General features: G+C 69.0%; 16 protein-coding genes. 12 read left to right on the forward strand and 4 right to left on the reverse strand.

What is annotated here, in order from left to right; all coding sequences use genetic code 11:
* Nucleotides 1-42 precede the first annotated feature (42 nt).
* From ADL29_RS02020 to ADL29_RS02070, 11 genes are all read left to right on the forward strand, one after another.
* Nucleotides 43-1,368, forward strand: a complete 1,326-nt coding sequence (locus ADL29_RS02020) for an MraY family glycosyltransferase (RefSeq protein WP_053922036.1) — start codon at nucleotides 43-45, stop codon at nucleotides 1,366-1,368.
* Between the two features lie 289 nt (nucleotides 1,369-1,657).
* A complete protein-coding gene (locus ADL29_RS02025; protein WP_046925983.1) occupies nucleotides 1,658-2,095 on the forward strand; it encodes a hypothetical protein in 438 nt (145 codons plus the stop codon).
* 279 nt (nucleotides 2,096-2,374) lie between these two features.
* On the forward strand, nucleotides 2,375-3,172 hold the full coding sequence (atpB, locus tag ADL29_RS02030) for a F0F1 ATP synthase subunit A (protein ID WP_053922037.1): 798 nt from the start codon (nucleotides 2,375-2,377) through the stop codon (nucleotides 3,170-3,172).
* Between the two features lie 77 nt (nucleotides 3,173-3,249).
* Nucleotides 3,250-3,489, forward strand: coding sequence for an ATP synthase F0 subunit C (gene atpE, locus ADL29_RS02035; protein WP_046925981.1), 240 nt, complete (start codon nucleotides 3,250-3,252; stop codon nucleotides 3,487-3,489).
* A gap of 57 nt (nucleotides 3,490-3,546) precedes the next feature.
* The gene (locus tag ADL29_RS02040) at nucleotides 3,547-4,083 is read left to right on the forward strand and encodes a F0F1 ATP synthase subunit B (RefSeq protein WP_053922229.1); all 537 of its coding nucleotides are present in this window, start codon (nucleotides 3,547-3,549) and stop codon (nucleotides 4,081-4,083) included.
* On the forward strand, nucleotides 4,080-4,895 hold the full coding sequence (locus ADL29_RS02045) for a F0F1 ATP synthase subunit delta (RefSeq protein WP_046925980.1): 816 nt from the start codon (nucleotides 4,080-4,082) through the stop codon (nucleotides 4,893-4,895). Before ADL29_RS02040 ends, ADL29_RS02045 begins: the two co-directional genes overlap by 4 nt.
* A gap of 145 nt (nucleotides 4,896-5,040) precedes the next feature.
* Nucleotides 5,041-6,633: a F0F1 ATP synthase subunit alpha gene (atpA, locus tag ADL29_RS02050; RefSeq protein ID WP_053922038.1), complete on the forward strand. Its 1,593-nt coding sequence runs from the start codon at nucleotides 5,041-5,043 to the stop codon at nucleotides 6,631-6,633.
* A 23-nt stretch (nucleotides 6,634-6,656) separates the two neighbouring features.
* Nucleotides 6,657-7,571, forward strand: coding sequence for a F0F1 ATP synthase subunit gamma (locus tag ADL29_RS02055; protein WP_046925978.1), 915 nt, complete (start codon nucleotides 6,657-6,659; stop codon nucleotides 7,569-7,571).
* Nucleotides 7,572-7,576: 5 nt separating this feature from the next.
* Nucleotides 7,577-9,019 carry a F0F1 ATP synthase subunit beta gene (gene atpD / locus ADL29_RS02060; protein WP_053922039.1) on the forward strand — a complete coding sequence of 481 codons (1,443 nt, stop codon included), beginning with the start codon at nucleotides 7,577-7,579 and terminating at the stop codon, nucleotides 9,017-9,019.
* Nucleotides 9,020-9,127: 108 nt separating this feature from the next.
* A complete protein-coding gene (locus ADL29_RS02065; protein ID WP_030065547.1) occupies nucleotides 9,128-9,511 on the forward strand; it encodes a F0F1 ATP synthase subunit epsilon in 384 nt (127 codons plus the stop codon).
* A gap of 148 nt (nucleotides 9,512-9,659) precedes the next feature.
* Entirely contained in the window at nucleotides 9,660-10,118 is a 459-nt protein-coding gene (locus tag ADL29_RS02070) for a DUF2550 domain-containing protein (protein WP_046925976.1), read from the forward strand.
* Nucleotides 10,119-10,138: 20 nt separating this feature from the next.
* On the opposite strand, the gene ADL29_RS02075 is transcribed toward ADL29_RS02070, so the two are convergent.
* Together ADL29_RS02075 and ADL29_RS02080 are read right to left on the reverse strand one after the other, a co-directional pair.
* The gene (locus tag ADL29_RS02075; RefSeq protein WP_053922040.1) at nucleotides 10,139-10,828 is read right to left on the reverse strand and encodes a response regulator; all 690 of its coding nucleotides are present in this window, start codon (nucleotides 10,826-10,828) and stop codon (nucleotides 10,139-10,141) included.
* Nucleotides 10,825-12,048, reverse strand: coding sequence for a sensor histidine kinase (locus ADL29_RS02080; RefSeq protein ID WP_078970656.1), 1,224 nt, complete (start codon nucleotides 12,046-12,048; stop codon nucleotides 10,825-10,827). Before ADL29_RS02080 ends, ADL29_RS02075 begins: the two co-directional genes overlap by 4 nt.
* 206 nt (nucleotides 12,049-12,254) lie before the next feature.
* Here ADL29_RS02080 and ADL29_RS02085 point away from each other — a divergent pair, with 206 nt between their 5' ends.
* The gene (locus ADL29_RS02085; RefSeq protein ID WP_053922042.1) at nucleotides 12,255-12,842 is read left to right on the forward strand and encodes a hypothetical protein; all 588 of its coding nucleotides are present in this window, start codon (nucleotides 12,255-12,257) and stop codon (nucleotides 12,840-12,842) included.
* On the opposite strand, the gene ADL29_RS02090 is transcribed toward ADL29_RS02085, so the two are convergent.
* Complete coding sequence (locus ADL29_RS02090; protein WP_053922043.1) at nucleotides 12,839-13,411, reverse strand: cob(I)yrinic acid a,c-diamide adenosyltransferase; 573 nt, start codon at nucleotides 13,409-13,411, stop codon at nucleotides 12,839-12,841. The genes ADL29_RS02085 and ADL29_RS02090 overlap by 4 nt on opposite strands.
* A gap of 10 nt (nucleotides 13,412-13,421) precedes the next feature.
* Nucleotides 13,422-14,177 carry an ABC transporter permease gene (locus ADL29_RS02095; RefSeq protein WP_078970657.1) on the reverse strand — a complete coding sequence of 252 codons (756 nt, stop codon included), beginning with the start codon at nucleotides 14,175-14,177 and terminating at the stop codon, nucleotides 13,422-13,424.
* Between the last annotated feature and the right edge of the window lie 22 nt (nucleotides 14,178-14,199).

Genomic DNA, 14,199 nt, shown 5'->3' on the forward strand with positions numbered 1-14,199 from the left:
GGACACGCATAGGGTGTGGGGCTGTGATGGCCAGCTATACCTCTGGGGCAGCCCGTGCGTGAATACCTGCTGACGCTGTGCGTCACGGCCGCGGTGACCTACCTGCTGACCGGGCCGGTGCGGAAATTCGCGATCGCGGCCGGTGCGATGCCGGAGATCCGCGCGCGTGACGTACACCGCGAGCCGACACCGCGGCTCGGCGGTATCGCGATGTTCGGCGGGCTGTGCGCGGGTCTCCTGGTCGCCTCGCATCTGACGAACCTCAAGTCCCTCTTCGCCAGCTCCAACGAGCCGCAGGCCCTGCTGTCGGGTGCCGCGCTGATCTGGGTGCTCGGGGTGCTGGACGACAAATGGGGCGTGGACGCCCTGGTCAAGCTCGGCGGCCAGATGATCGCCGCGGGGGTGATGGTCCTCCAGGGCCTGACCATCCTGTGGATTCCGGTCCCCGGTGTGGGCACGGTCTCGCTGACGCCGATGCAGGGCACACTGCTGACCGTCGCGCTGGTCGTCGTCACCATCAACGCCGTCAATTTCGTCGACGGCCTGGACGGCCTGGCCTCCGGCATGGTGTGCATCGCCGCCGCGGCGTTCTTCATGTACGCGTACCGGATGTGGTTCGGCTACGGCATCGAGGCGGCCGCGCCGGCCACGCTGTTCTCGGTCGTGCTGATGGGGATGTGCCTGGGCTTCCTGCCGCACAACATGCACCCGGCGCGGATCTTCATGGGCGACTCGGGCTCGATGCTGATCGGCCTGGTGATGGCCGCCGGGGCGGTCTCGGTGACCGGTCAGGTCGACCCGGACCTGCTGGGCGAGAAGACCGGCGGTGTGCGGGAGGCCACCCACGCGATGGTGCCGGTCTACATCCCGCTCCTGCTGCCGCTGACGGTCATCGCGGTGCCGGTCGCCGACCTGATCCTGGCCATCGTGCGACGTACCTGGAAGGGCCAGTCGCCGTTCGCCGCCGACCGCGGTCATCTGCACCACCGGCTGCTGGAAATCGGCCATTCGCACAGCCGCGCGGTGCTGATCATGTACTTCTGGTCGGCGCTGATCGCCTTCGGCGCGGTGGCGTACTCGGTGAACAACGCGAGCATGTGGATCGTGCTGGGCATCGTGCTGCTGAGCGCGGTGGGTCTGGTGCTGCTTCTGCTGCCGCGCTTCACACCGCGGGCGCCGCGCTGGGCGGAGTGGGCGGTTCCGCCGCGTTACCGCCGCAGTCGGCGCGAGTCGGTCGCGGCGGCCGGCGAGCCCTCCGCCGACGCCGAGGAGCAGCCCGAGCCCGTCCCGGCCGGCATCCACGGGGCCACCGCGATCGGCGACCGGTCACGCTTCGTGGATCGCCGTAAGGCGGGAAGTAACCGCTGAAACGGTGACCGTGTCGCCCTGATGGGGGTCAAAAATCGCCATGGTTGACCCCATACCAGACATTTACCGGGCTGTCAGTGCACCAACGCGCACGTTCACGCTCAGGTGTGACAGGGTCCACACGAACCAGGTAAAGACCTCATCAAATAGTTTGTGATACCGTTCACGAAACCCGGCGACACAGCCGAAGGACCGTAGTGCGACGGCCCTTTGGCATCAGGTTCTGCCTCAGGCCGGGTCTACGCTCGTCCTTGACGACATCACCCCCACCCCTTGCCGGAGCGCCGCCATGCAGTCGAATGACGCCCGACTACTCCTTTCCGCCGTTGTGCCCACGCTCGCCCTCGGTGCTGTCGCCGTTGCCGTGAGCGCGGTGGCCGCGGGCGGGAAGGCAGTGATCGGCGCCGTCGTCGGCACCGTGCTGACGGTGCTCGTGATGGGCGTGGGGCTCGCCGTCCTGCAGCAGACCGCCAAGAAGCTTCCGCAGCTGTTCCAGATGATGGGCCTGCTGCTGTACACCGTGCAGATCCTGCTCGTCGCGGTCTTCGTGATCGCGTTCAAGGGCACAACGCTCTTCGACACCAAGGCGTTTGCGCTCACCCTGCTCGGCGCCACCCTCGTATGGATCGCGGCCCAGACCCGCGGTCATATGAAGGAGAAGATTCTGTACGTGAATCCCGACTCCGCGGAATCGAAGAACGCGGAGACGGCGGGGTCGCCGACGTGAGACGTAGGGCCGGGATAAATGCCCTCATGCGGGCCTGCTATCGTCCGGTGCCAACTGCGGCACAGAGGGCGCAGGCGGCTGAGCTCCCAGACTCCATACGAGGCGACGGGCAGTTCTCGCGGCCGATGCCTGTGATCCGGCCCGGCCCAGCGCCGGCCAGCCGCCCCCTTATCCGTAAGACCAGTCCAGTGCCGCTCCGTGGCTCAACGCCGCGCCGACACAACGAGGTTGCCGTACCCATGCGCCACGCTGAAGGAGCCCGCGGTGAGTGCTGAAACGATGCTCGCCTTCGACGCGAATTGCCACCTCTTTATTCCGGGGTGTGGCTTCGAGTCCCCGGGCCTTCATTCGTTCGTCTTCGAGCCGCTCTTCACCGTCGGTGGCTTCGAGTTCAACAAGCCGATGCTGCTCGCCCTGCTGAGCACGGTCGTGGTCGTGTGGTTCTTCTGGGCCGCATTCGGCAGGGCCAAGGTGGTCCCCGGCAAGCTGCAGATGATCGGCGAAGCGGGATACGACTTCGTGCGCCGCGGGCTCGTCTATGACGCGCTCGGCAAGAAGGAGGGCGACAAGTACGTCCCCTTCATGGTGTCGCTGTTCTTCTTCGTGTGGATCATGAACATCTGGTCGATCGTTCCGGTCGCCGCGTTCCCGGTCACCTCGATCATCGCCTTCCCGCTCGGGCTCGCGCTGATCGTCTACATCCTCTGGATGTCGCTGACCTTCAAGAAGCACGGATTCGTCGGCGCTCTGAAGAACCTCTCCGGCTACGACAAGTCGCTCGGCTGGGTCCTCCCGCTGATCATGGTGCTCGAGCTGCTCCAGCACCTGCTGATCCGCCCCTTCACCCACGCGGTCCGGCTCTTCGCGAACATGTTCGCGGGCCACATGCTGATCCTGATGTTCACCATCGCCAGCTGGTACCTGCTGAACGGCATCGGCATCGTCTACGCGAGCGCGTCGTTCGTGATGACCATCGTGATGACCGCCTTCGAGCTCTTCATCCAGGCCGTCCAGGCGTACGTCTTCGTGCTCCTGGCCTGCAACTACGTCCAGGGCGCGCTCGCCGAGAACCACTGAGCACCCCGGCTCCCGCAAACCACCAGTCGTCCGGTGGCCAACCCCCACCGGTCCTTGAAAGAGAAGGAAGAACCGGCATGTCCGCTCTCCAGACCCTCGCCGCCGAAGGCCTCCACGGCAACATCGCCTCCGTTGGTTACGGCCTCGCGGCCATCGGCCCCGGCGTCGGCGTCGGCATCATCTTCGGTAACGGCACCCAGGCCCTCGCCCGTCAGCCCGAGGCGGCCGGCCTGATCCGTACCAACCAGATCATGGGTTTCGCCTTCTGTGAGGCGCTCGCCCTCATCGGCATCGTCATGGGTTACGCGTACGCGTAAGCGGAACGCCCGACGACGCCCAATTAGACGGAAGGCATTGTTGTGACCCTGGTCAACATGGCGGCGGAGGTTCCTGAGAACCCCCTGTTCCCGCCGATTCCAGAGCTGGTCATCGGCCTGGTCGCCTTCTTCATCGTCTTCGGCATCCTGGCCAAGAAGCTCCTCCCGAACATCAACAATGTTCTGGACGAGCGCCGGCGCCAGATCGAAGGCCGTATGGAGGAGGCCGAGGCACTCCAGGCCGAGGCGCAGCAGGTGCTCGCGGACTACCGGGCACAGCTGGCCGACGCCCGCCACGAGGCCGCGCGACTGCGCCAGGAGGCGCAGGAGCAGGGCGCGACGCTCATCGCCGAGATGCGCGCCGAGGGCCAGCGGCAGCGTGAGGAGATCATCGCCGCCGGTCACGCCCAGATCGCGGCGGACCGCAAGGCGGCCGCGCAGTCGCTGCGCCAGGACGTGGGCAAGCTCGCCACCGACCTGGCCGGCAAGCTCGTCGGCGAGTCCCTCGAGGACCACGCCCGGCAGAGCCGGACCATCGACCGCTTCCTCGACGAGCTCGAGGCCGGTGCGACGAAGGCTGAGGCCGGCCGATGAACGGAGCGAGCCGCGAGGCACTCGCCTCCGCACGCGAGCAGCTCGATGCGCTGACGGACGACGCCTCCGTCGACGCGGCGAAGCTCGCCGAGGAGCTGGCTGCCGTCACCGCTCTGCTCGACCGCGAGGTGTCGCTGCGTCGGGTCCTGACCGACCCGGCGCAGGGCGGCGAGGCCCGCGCCGAGCTGGCCAGGCGGCTGCTCGGCGGCCAGGTCGGCGGCCCGACCGTGGATCTGGTCTGCGGCATGGTCCGCTCCCGCTGGTCGCGCTCGCGTGACCTGACGGACGCGATCGAGGAGCTGGGCTACAGCGCGGACCTGGCTGCGGCGCAGCGCTCCGGCGCGCTCGACGACGTCGAGGACGAGCTGTTCCGGTTCGGCCGGATCCTCGCCTCGGCCCCCGAGCTGCGCAGCGCGCTGACGAGCAGCACCGCGACGACCGCGGCCAAGACGGAGCTGCTGCACTCGCTGCTGGGGAACCGGGCCAACCCGGTCACCGAGCGGCTGGTGGTCCGTCTCGTGGGAGCGCCGCGAGGCCGTAGCCTGGAAGCAGGGATCGACGCCCTCTCCAAGCTGGCCGCGCACCGCCGGGACCGCATGGTCGCGGTGGTCACCTCCGCGGCACCCCTCAGCGAAGGGCAGCGGCAGCGCCTCGGCGCCGCGCTGGCCAGGGTGTACGGACGGCAGATCCACCTGAACCTCGACGTGGACCCCGAGGTCCTCGGCGGTGTCCAGGTCCGGATCGGCGACGAGGTCATCAACGGGACCATCGCGGAGCGCCTCGACGAGGCGAACCGGCGGATGGCCGGCTGACCCGGCCACCAACTCAACAGCTGCGACGCAGCACAAGCACCACGGCGGCCCGAGTTGGGCCGTAAGCGGAAACCCCCCGGGGGGAACAAGCCCCTCGGACACCCGCAAGTAACTTCGGGCCCAACAAGGAGAGCAGGGAACCCAGATGGCGGAGCTCACGATCCGGCCGGAGGAGATCCGGGACGCGCTGGAGAACTTCGTCCAGGCGTACAAGCCGGACGCGGCCTCGCGCGAAGAGGTCGGCACGGTCAGCGATGCCGGTGACGGCATCGCGCACGTCGAGGGCCTTCCCTCGGCGATGGCGAACGAACTGCTGAAGTTCGAGGACGGCACGCTCGGTCTTGCGCTGAACCTGGAAGAGCGCGAGATCGGTGCGGTCATCCTCGGTGAGTTCAGCGGTATCGAGCAGGGCCAGTCGGTGCAGCGCACCGGCGAGGTGCTCTCGGTCGCCGTGGGCGAGGGCTACCTCGGCCGCGTCGTCGACCCGCTGGGCAACCCGATCGACGGCCTCGGCGAGATCGAGACCGAGGGCCGCCGCGCCCTGGAGCTGCAGGCCCCGGGCGTCATGGTCCGTAAGTCGGTGCACGAGCCGATGGAGACCGGCTACAAGGCCGTCGACTCGATGGTGCCGATCGGCCGCGGCCAGCGTCAGCTGATCATTGGTGACCGCCAGACCGGCAAGACCGCCCTGGCCGTCGACACGATCATCAACCAGCGCGACAACTGGCGCTCGGGCGACCCGAAGAAGCAGGTCCGCTGCATCTACGTCGCCATCGGCCAGAAGGGCTCCACCATCGCGTCCGTGCGCGGCGCGCTGGAGGAGGCCGGCGCCCTGGAGTACACCACCATCGTCGCCGCCCCGGCGTCCGACCCGGCGGGCTTCAAGTACCTGGCGCCCTACACCGGCTCGGCCATCGGCCAGCACTGGATGTACCAGGGCAAGCACGTCCTGATCATCTTCGACGACCTTTCGAAGCAGGCCGACGCCTACCGCGCCGTGTCCCTGCTGCTGCGCCGTCCGCCGGGCCGTGAGGCCTACCCGGGCGACGTCTTCTACCTGCACTCGCGTCTGCTGGAGCGCTGCGCCAAGCTCTCCGACGACATGGGCGCCGGTTCGATGACCGGTCTCCCGATCGTCGAGACCAAGGCGAACGACGTGTCGGCGTTCATTCCGACCAACGTCATCTCCATCACCGACGGCCAGTGCTTCCTGGAGTCGGACCTGTTCAACGCCAACCAGCGTCCGGCGCTGAACGTCGGTATCTCCGTCTCCCGTGTCGGTGGTTCCGCCCAGCACAAGGCCATGAAGCAGGTCTCCGGCCGGCTTCGCGTGGACCTCGCCCAGTACCGCGAGCTGGAGGCGTTCGCCGCCTTCGGTTCCGACCTGGACGCGGCCTCCAAGGCGCAGCTGGAGCGCGGTAAGCGCATGACCGAGCTGCTCAAGCAGGGTCAGTACGCCCCGTACTCCACCGAGGACCAGGTCATCTCCATCTGGGCCGGCACCAACGGCAAGATGGACAACGTCCCGGTCGAGGACATCCGCCGCTTCGAGCGCGAGCTCCTGGACTACCTCCGCCGGGAGAAGAAGGACCTGCTGACCAGCATCCGCGAGGGCGGCAAGATGTCCGACGACACCATCGGTGCGATCTCCGAGGCCGTCGACGGCTTCAAGCAGCAGTTCGAGACCTCGGACGGCAAGCTGCTCGGCGAGGACGCCCAGGCCGGCACCAGCAAGTGACGACGACGGAAGGGACCTGATCCATGGGAGCCCAGCTCCGGGTCTACAAGCGTCGCATCCGCTCCGTCACCGCGACCAAGAAGATCACCAAGGCGATGGAGATGATCGCCGCCTCGCGCGTCGTCAAGGCGCAGCGCCAGGTGGCGGCATCGACGCCGTACGCGAGTGAACTGACCCGCGCGGTGACGGCGGTGGCGACCGGTTCGAACACCCAGCACCCGCTGACGACCGAGGCCGAGAAGCCGACCCGGGCCGCGCTGCTGCTCATCACGAGCGACCGCGGTCTGGCCGGCGGCTACTCCTCCAACGTCATCAAGGCCGCGGAGCAGCTCACCGAGCGGCTCCGGGCCGAGGGCAAGGAGGTCGACGCCTACATCGTCGGGCGCAAGGGTGTGTCGTACTACAGCTTCCGCGAGCGCACGTTCGTGGAGTCGTGGACCGGTTTCACCGACAGCCCGACGTACGCCGACGCGAAGACGGTTGCCGCGCCGCTGATCGAGGCCGTCCAGAAGGACACCGCCGAGGGCGGCGTGGACGAACTCCACATCGTCTACACCGAGTTCCTCTCGATGATGACGCAGACCGCGCTCGACAACCGTCTGCTGCCGCTCAGCCTCGACGAGGCGAAGGCGGAGGGCGAGTCCAAGGGCGAGATCCTTCCGCTGTTCGACTTCGAGCCGTCGGCCGAGGACGTCCTGGACGCCCTGCTGCCGCGGTACGTCGAGTCGCGGATCTACAACGCACTCCTGCAGGCCGCCGCCTCCAAGCACGCCGCCACCCGGCGCGCGATGAAGTCGGCGACCGACAATGCAGAAGAGCTCATCAAGTCGCTCTCGCGGCTTGCCAACGCGGCCCGCCAGGCCGACATCACCCAGGAAATCAGCGAGATCGTCGGTGGCAGTGCCGCACTGGCCGACGCGACCGCGGGGAGTGACTGACAACTATGACCACCACTGTTGAGACGGCCACGGCGACGGGCCGCGTCGCGCGGGTCATCGGCCCGGTCGTCGACGTGGAGTTCCCCGTCGACGCGATGCCGGACATCTACAACGCACTGACCGTCGAGATCGCCGACCCGGCCGAGGCCGGGGCCAAGAAGATCCTGACCCTCGAGGTTGCCCAGCACCTGGGCGAGGGCCTGGTCCGGGCGATCTCCATGGAGCCCACCGACGGTCTGGTCCGCCAGGCCACGGTGACCAACACCGGCGCCGGGATCACCGTCCCGGTCGGTGACATCACCAAGGGCAAGGTGTTCAACACCCTTGGCAAGATCCTTAACAAGCCGGAGGCCGAGGCCGAGGTCACCGAGCGGTGGCCCATCCACCGCAAGGCGCCGTCCTTCGACCAGCTCGAGTCCAAGACCGAGATGTTCGAGACCGGCGTCAAGGTCATCGACCTGCTGACCCCGTACGTCAAGGGCGGCAAGATCGGTCTGTTCGGTGGTGCCGGTGTCGGCAAGACCGTTCTGATCCAGGAAATGATCTACCGCGTGGCCAACAACCACGACGGTGTGTCGGTGTTCGCCGGTGTCGGTGAGCGCACCCGTGAGGGCAACGACCTCATCGAGGAGATGACGGACTCCGGCGTCATCGACAAGACCGCGCTGGTCTTCGGTCAGATGGACGAGCCCCCGGGCACCCGTCTGCGCGTCGCGCTGGCCGGCCTCACCATGGCCGAGTACTTCCGTGACGTCCAGAAGCAGGACGTGCTGTTCTTCATCGACAACATCTTCCGCTTCACCCAGGCCGGTTCCGAGGTCTCGACCCTGCTCGGCCGGATGCCCTCCGCGGTGGGTTACCAGCCGAACCTGGCCGACGAGATGGGTCTCCTCCAGGAGCGCATCACCTCGACCCGTGGTCACTCCATCACCTCGATGCAGGCGATCTACGTCCCCGCGGACGACCTGACCGACCCGGCGCCGGCCACCACCTTCGCCCACCTGGACGCGACCACCGTTCTCTCGCGTCCGATCTCGGAGAAGGGCATCTACCCGGCGGTCGACCCGCTGGACTCGACGTCCCGGATCCTGGACCCGCGTTACATCACGCAGGAGCACTACGACTGCGCCTCGCGCGTCAAGACGATCCTGCAGAAGTACAAGGACCTCCAGGACATCATCTCCATCCTGGGTATCGACGAGCTCGGTGAGGAGGACAAGCTCACCGTCTACCGCGCCCGTCGTATCGAGCGCTTCCTGTCGCAGAACACCCACGTGGCGAAGCAGTTCACCGGTGTCGACGGCTCGGACGTCTCGCTAGACGAGTCGATCCACGCCTTCAACGCGATCGCGGACGGCGAGTACGACCACTTCCCCGAGCAGGCCTTCTTCATGTGCGGTGGCATCGAGGACCTGGAGAAGAACGCCAAGGAGCTGGGCGTCTCCTGACCCCGGCACCGGTCCCGGGGGCGGCCCTGGCCGCCCCCGGCCCGTACGACCACTAGTATTTGACCCAACATCTGCCACGCCAGGCAGGTGGAGACCCGAGGAGCCATCGTGGCTGAGCTGCACGTCGAGTTGGTCGCCGCGGACCGTCAGGTCTGGTCGGGCAAGGCCAGCCTGGTCGTCGCGCGCACCTCGTCGGGCGACATCGGCGTCATGCCCGGACACCAGCCGCTGCTCGGCGTGCTGCAGTCGGGCCCGGTGACGATTCGTACGACCGGCGAGAGCGGGGACGGCACCGTCGTCGCCGCCGTGCACGGCGGCTTCATCTCGTTCGCCGACAACAAGCTGTCTCTGCTTGCAGAGATCGCCGAGCTGTCGGACGAGATCGATGTCCAGCGCGCGGAGCGGGCCCTGGAGCGAGCGAAGTCGGACGCTGATGCGGCCGCCGAGCGTCGCGCCGATGTCCGGCTGCGTGCGGTGACGGGCGTTCACTGAGCCCCGTCGCCGACGAGATCGATCCTCAGCCGCGGGCTGCCCGGAATCCTCCGGAGCGGCCCGCGGCTGAGGCAATGCAGGTGCGTTCCCGTCCCCCACGCCCGAACGGCCCGGGGGAACACCCATCGAGCTGAGGAGGTCGGTCGAGATGGTCCTCGCTCTGCTTGTGAGCGGCATCGTCGTGGTACTGGTGCTGCTGGGACTGTTCGTCTTCGGACTGCGAAGGCGGCTCATCCAGCGCTCCGGCGGCACCTTCGACTGCAGCCTGCGCTGGAACGTACCGGACAGCGCCGAGAAGGGCGCCGACCCCAGCGGCAAGGGCTGGATCTACGGCGTCGCCCGCTACAACGGCGACCGCATCGAGTGGTTCCGGGTGTTCTCGTACGCGCCCCGGCCGCGGCGGATCCTCGAGCGCGCCTCCATCGAGGTGCTGCAGCGCCGCACCCCTCAGGGCGAGGAGGAACTCGCTCTGCTCTCCGACTCCATCGTCCTGGCCTGCAGCCACCGCGGAACCCGCCTGGAGCTGGCGATGAGCGAGGACGCGCTCACCGGCTTCCTGGCGTGGCTGGAGGCGGCGCCGCCCGGCCAGCGCGTTAACGTGGCCTGACGGCCCCGCCGCGGGCCCGCCTAGGCTCCCTCCACCCCCAACTCCTGTGCCAGGACGGCCGCTTGGACCCGGCTGCGCAGCTCCAGCTTGCCCAGCAGCCGGCTGACATGCGTTTTGACGGTGGCCTCCGCCATCGCCAGCCGCAGCGCGATCTCGGCGTTCGACAGCCCCCGCCCCAGACACCCCAGCACCTCTCGCTCGCGCGGCGTCAGCGCGTCCAGGACGGACGGGTCGGGAGCGTCGCCGGCGCGGGCCCCGCCCGGTGCCGTGCGGGTCCCGGCGAACTCCGCGATCAGCCGCCGTGTCACCGCGGGCGCGATCAGCCCCTCGCCGGCCGCCACCGTACGCACCGCCGTCAGCAGCGCCGCCGCGTCGCTGTCCTTGAGCAGAAAGCCCGCGGCCCCCGCGCGCAGCGCCCCGAAGACGTACTCGTCCAGGTCGAAGGTGGTCAGCACCAGCACGTCCGCCAGCTGCTCGGCGACGATCCGCCGGGTGGCGGTGACCCCGTCCAGCCGGGGCATCTGGACGTCCATGAGGACGAGGGCGGGGCGCAGCTCGCGGGCGAGCCGTACCGCTTCCTCGCCGTCCACCGCCTCCCCGACCACCTCGATATCGGGCGCCGAGCGCAGGATGAGCACCAGCCCGGCCCGTACGGCGGACTGGTCCTCGGCGACAAGGACCCGGATCGGTCCGGTGGCGGCTGTCATCATCGGTGGGCTTCCTCCTCGGGGGCGGGCAGGGCGGCCCGCACCAGCCAGACCGTACCGTCCGCGCTCTCCGGCCCGGCCTCGAACTCCCCGCCCAGCAGGGCGATCCGCTCGCGCATCCCGGTCAGCCCGGCACCCGAGCCGGGCGCGCGCGGGCCCGGCCGGTCGTCGTACGGGCTGCGGACGGTGACGGTGAGAGCTCCGCCGCCGTCCTGGGCGAGGCGCACCAGGACCTCGCCGGGTGCGGCGTGCTTGAGCGCATTGGTCAGCGACTCCTGGACGATGCGGTACGCGGCGAGCTCGACCGGCGCCACCGGCTTGGGCAGGGACCGGGGGGCTTCCAGGAGGAAGGACAGCCCGCTGGCGGCGCCGTTCGCACGGGCCCGGTCGAGCAGCGCCTCCAGCCCGTCGAGGGTGGGCGTGGCGGCCGGCTCATCGCCGTCCCCGCCCGCCTTCGCCTTCCGCAACAGGCCGATGAGCCTGCGCATTTCGGCCAGACCCTGCACGCTGTTCTCGCGGATGACCCCGAGGGCCTCACGGGTGGCCGCCGGATCGTCGATGGTCTGCGCGGCGGTGGCGTGGATCGCGATCGCGGAGAGATGGCCCGCGACCAGGTCGTGCAGCTCGCGCGCCATCCGGGCCCGCTCGCCGGCGACCGCCTGGGTGCGGTCCATCTCGGCCAGCAGCGCGGTCTGCTCGGCGCGGAGCCGGGCGGCCTGTGCGGCGTCGCGGTGATTGCGGATGATCGCGCCCGTCCAGGCCGGGGCGATGGTGCCCAGGGCGATGGCGATGCTGAAGATCACGACCTGGGGGTCGTGCCAGAGCGCGGCCAGCACGACGGTCGCCAGGAACGTCGCCAGCACGCAGTAGAGCGGGATGCGGCGGGCCGCGACCGGGGGGCCGTAGAGCACCGCCGCATAGACCACATCGGTGAACATCAGGACCGTGGCGATCAGGGTGCCGCTGCAGATGTCCAGCGCCAGCGCAGGCAGGGCGACGGCCAGCGCGGCCAGCGGTGCCGTACGGCGCAGCAGCTCGGCCCCGGACATCGCGGTGAGCGAGACCAGGGTGAGCCAGGCGGGCAGCCCGAACTGCGGGGGGCCGCCGTGCAGCCGCAGCGTCCACAGCAGCAGCCCGCACAGCAGCCCGCCGCCCGCGACGAGTACGTCGAGACGGTGCGGCCGGAGGGGGGCGGCGAGGATGCGGGCTGTGGGGTCGGGCACTCCTCCATCCAACACGCCACCGGGCCGCGCCGTCCCCGAGTCGGCCTCATCCCTGCAGGCCGCCCGGCTACATCGAAAGATGCAGTGCCCGGGCTGCCGGATCGTCGCGGGTGACGACGTGGCCGGCGCCGGCCGCTGCGAGCCTTGAAAGGCCCGTGCACAAGGGCACGACGCGGCACAGAGGGGAACGGGGAGAGGAAACCGCCATGGTCGTCACGCTGATCATCACCTGTGAGGTCGGTTTCTGGGTCCTCCTGGCCGTCGGTCTGGCCCTGCGCTATCTCGCACGGATGCCGCGCACCGGGGCGGCGGTGCTCCTTGCGGAGCCCGTACTGGAACTCGTTCTGCTCGTCGCCACCGCCGTCGACTTGAAGAACGGCGCGGCGGCGGACTGGAAACACGGCCTGGCCGCCGTGTACATCGGCTACACGGTGGCCCACGGTCACGCCACGATCAGCTGGGTCGACGGGCACTTCGCCCACCGCTTCGCGGGTGGGCCGCCGCCGGTCAAGCCCCCGGCGTACGGGACGGCGCGCGCCAGGTACGAGGCGAAGGTGTGGCTGCGTACGGTGCTGGGCGCGGCCGTGGCCGTGGCCCTGCTCCAGATCGCCATCTGGTACGTGGGCGACGGTCACATCGCATCCCTGCGCGGCTTCCAGGGGCTGGCGCTCAAGGCCGCGGTCCTTCACGGGATCATCGCGGCGACATATGCGATCTGGCCGAAGAAGGACCCACGCCGTACGGCGGCCCAGGAGATCCCGGACCGCCCCCACGAGAAGTCTCCGGGCCGCTAGCGCTCGCCGCCGGGCACCCACAGCACGTCCCCGACCTCCTTGTTAGCCGTCCGCGCCAAGATGAACAGCAGGTCGGAGAGGCGGTTGAGGTACGTGGCGGTCAGCGGATTCATGGTCTCGCCGTGTTCCTCGAAGGCGGCCCAGGTGGAGCGCTCCGCGCGGCGGACGACCGTGCAGGCCTGGTGGAGCAGGGCGGCGCCGGGTGTGCCGCCGGGGAGGATGAAGCTGCGGAGCTTCTCCAGGTCGGCCAGGAAGCGGTCGCAGTCGGCCTCCAGCTTGTCGATATAGGCCTGTTCGACGCGCAGCGGCGGGAACTCGGGGTTCTCCACCACCGGCGTCGACAGGTCGGCGCCGACATCGAAGAGGTCGTTCTGTACGCGCAGCAGCACCGTGGCCACCTCGTCCGGCAGCGAGCCGAGGGCGAGGGCCACCCCGATGGCGGCATTGGCCTCGTTGGCGTCCGCGTAGGCCGAGATCCGTGCATCGGTCTTGGCGGTACGGCTCATGTCGCCGAGGGCGGTGGTGCCCTTGTCGCCGGTACGGGTGTAGATGCGCGTCAGATTCACCATACGGGCGAGCCTACGCCGCGCCCCTGCGGAACGCCCGGGTGCACAGCGCCATGGACACGGCTGTCAGGCCGAGGGCGACCAGTACGCCGTAGAGCATGGCCGAGGAGGCGTACGAGCCGACGAACGCCGACCGGACCGCATCGACGAGATAGCGGAAGGGCATGAAGTGCGAGAGCACATCGAGCCACTGGGGACCCAGTGTCATCGGCAGCATCAGCCCGGACAGCAGCATCGAGGGCATGGTGACGGCGTTGACGACCGGGCCGAACTCCTGGGGGGAGGTGACCTTCAGCGCCAGCGCGTAGGAGAGGGAAGCGAGCGCGGCGGTCAGTACGGCGACGAAGGCGAAGCCGATGAGGATGCCGGCCAGGGGTGCCCGCAGGCCCATGACCAGCGCGGCCAGGACCAGGAGCACGGCCTGGAGGACGAAGAGCGCGGCGTCCCGCAGCACCCGGCCCAGCAGCAGGGCCAGCCGGCTCACCGGGGTGACCCGCATCCGCTCGATGACCCCGTACTGCTTCTCGACGATGATGCCGAATCCGCAGAACGCCGCCCCGAACAGGGAGAGTTGGAGCAGCAGGCCGGGCACCAGCAGCTGCCAGGAGGTGCCGGCGGAGGAGAGGGGGAGGTCGGTGAGCAGCGGCCCGAAGAAGAGGAGATACAGCAGCGGCATCAGGACACCGAAGAGCATCTGGAGTCTGGAGCGCAGGGTCTGGCGGGCATAGCGCCCGAAGATCAGCGCGGTGTCGGACAGGAACGGTGACAAGACGTACTCCTGGATGACGAGC

The organism is Streptomyces chattanoogensis (genome assembly GCF_001294335.1).
GTDB lineage: Bacteria > Actinomycetota > Actinomycetes > Streptomycetales > Streptomycetaceae > Streptomyces > Streptomyces chattanoogensis.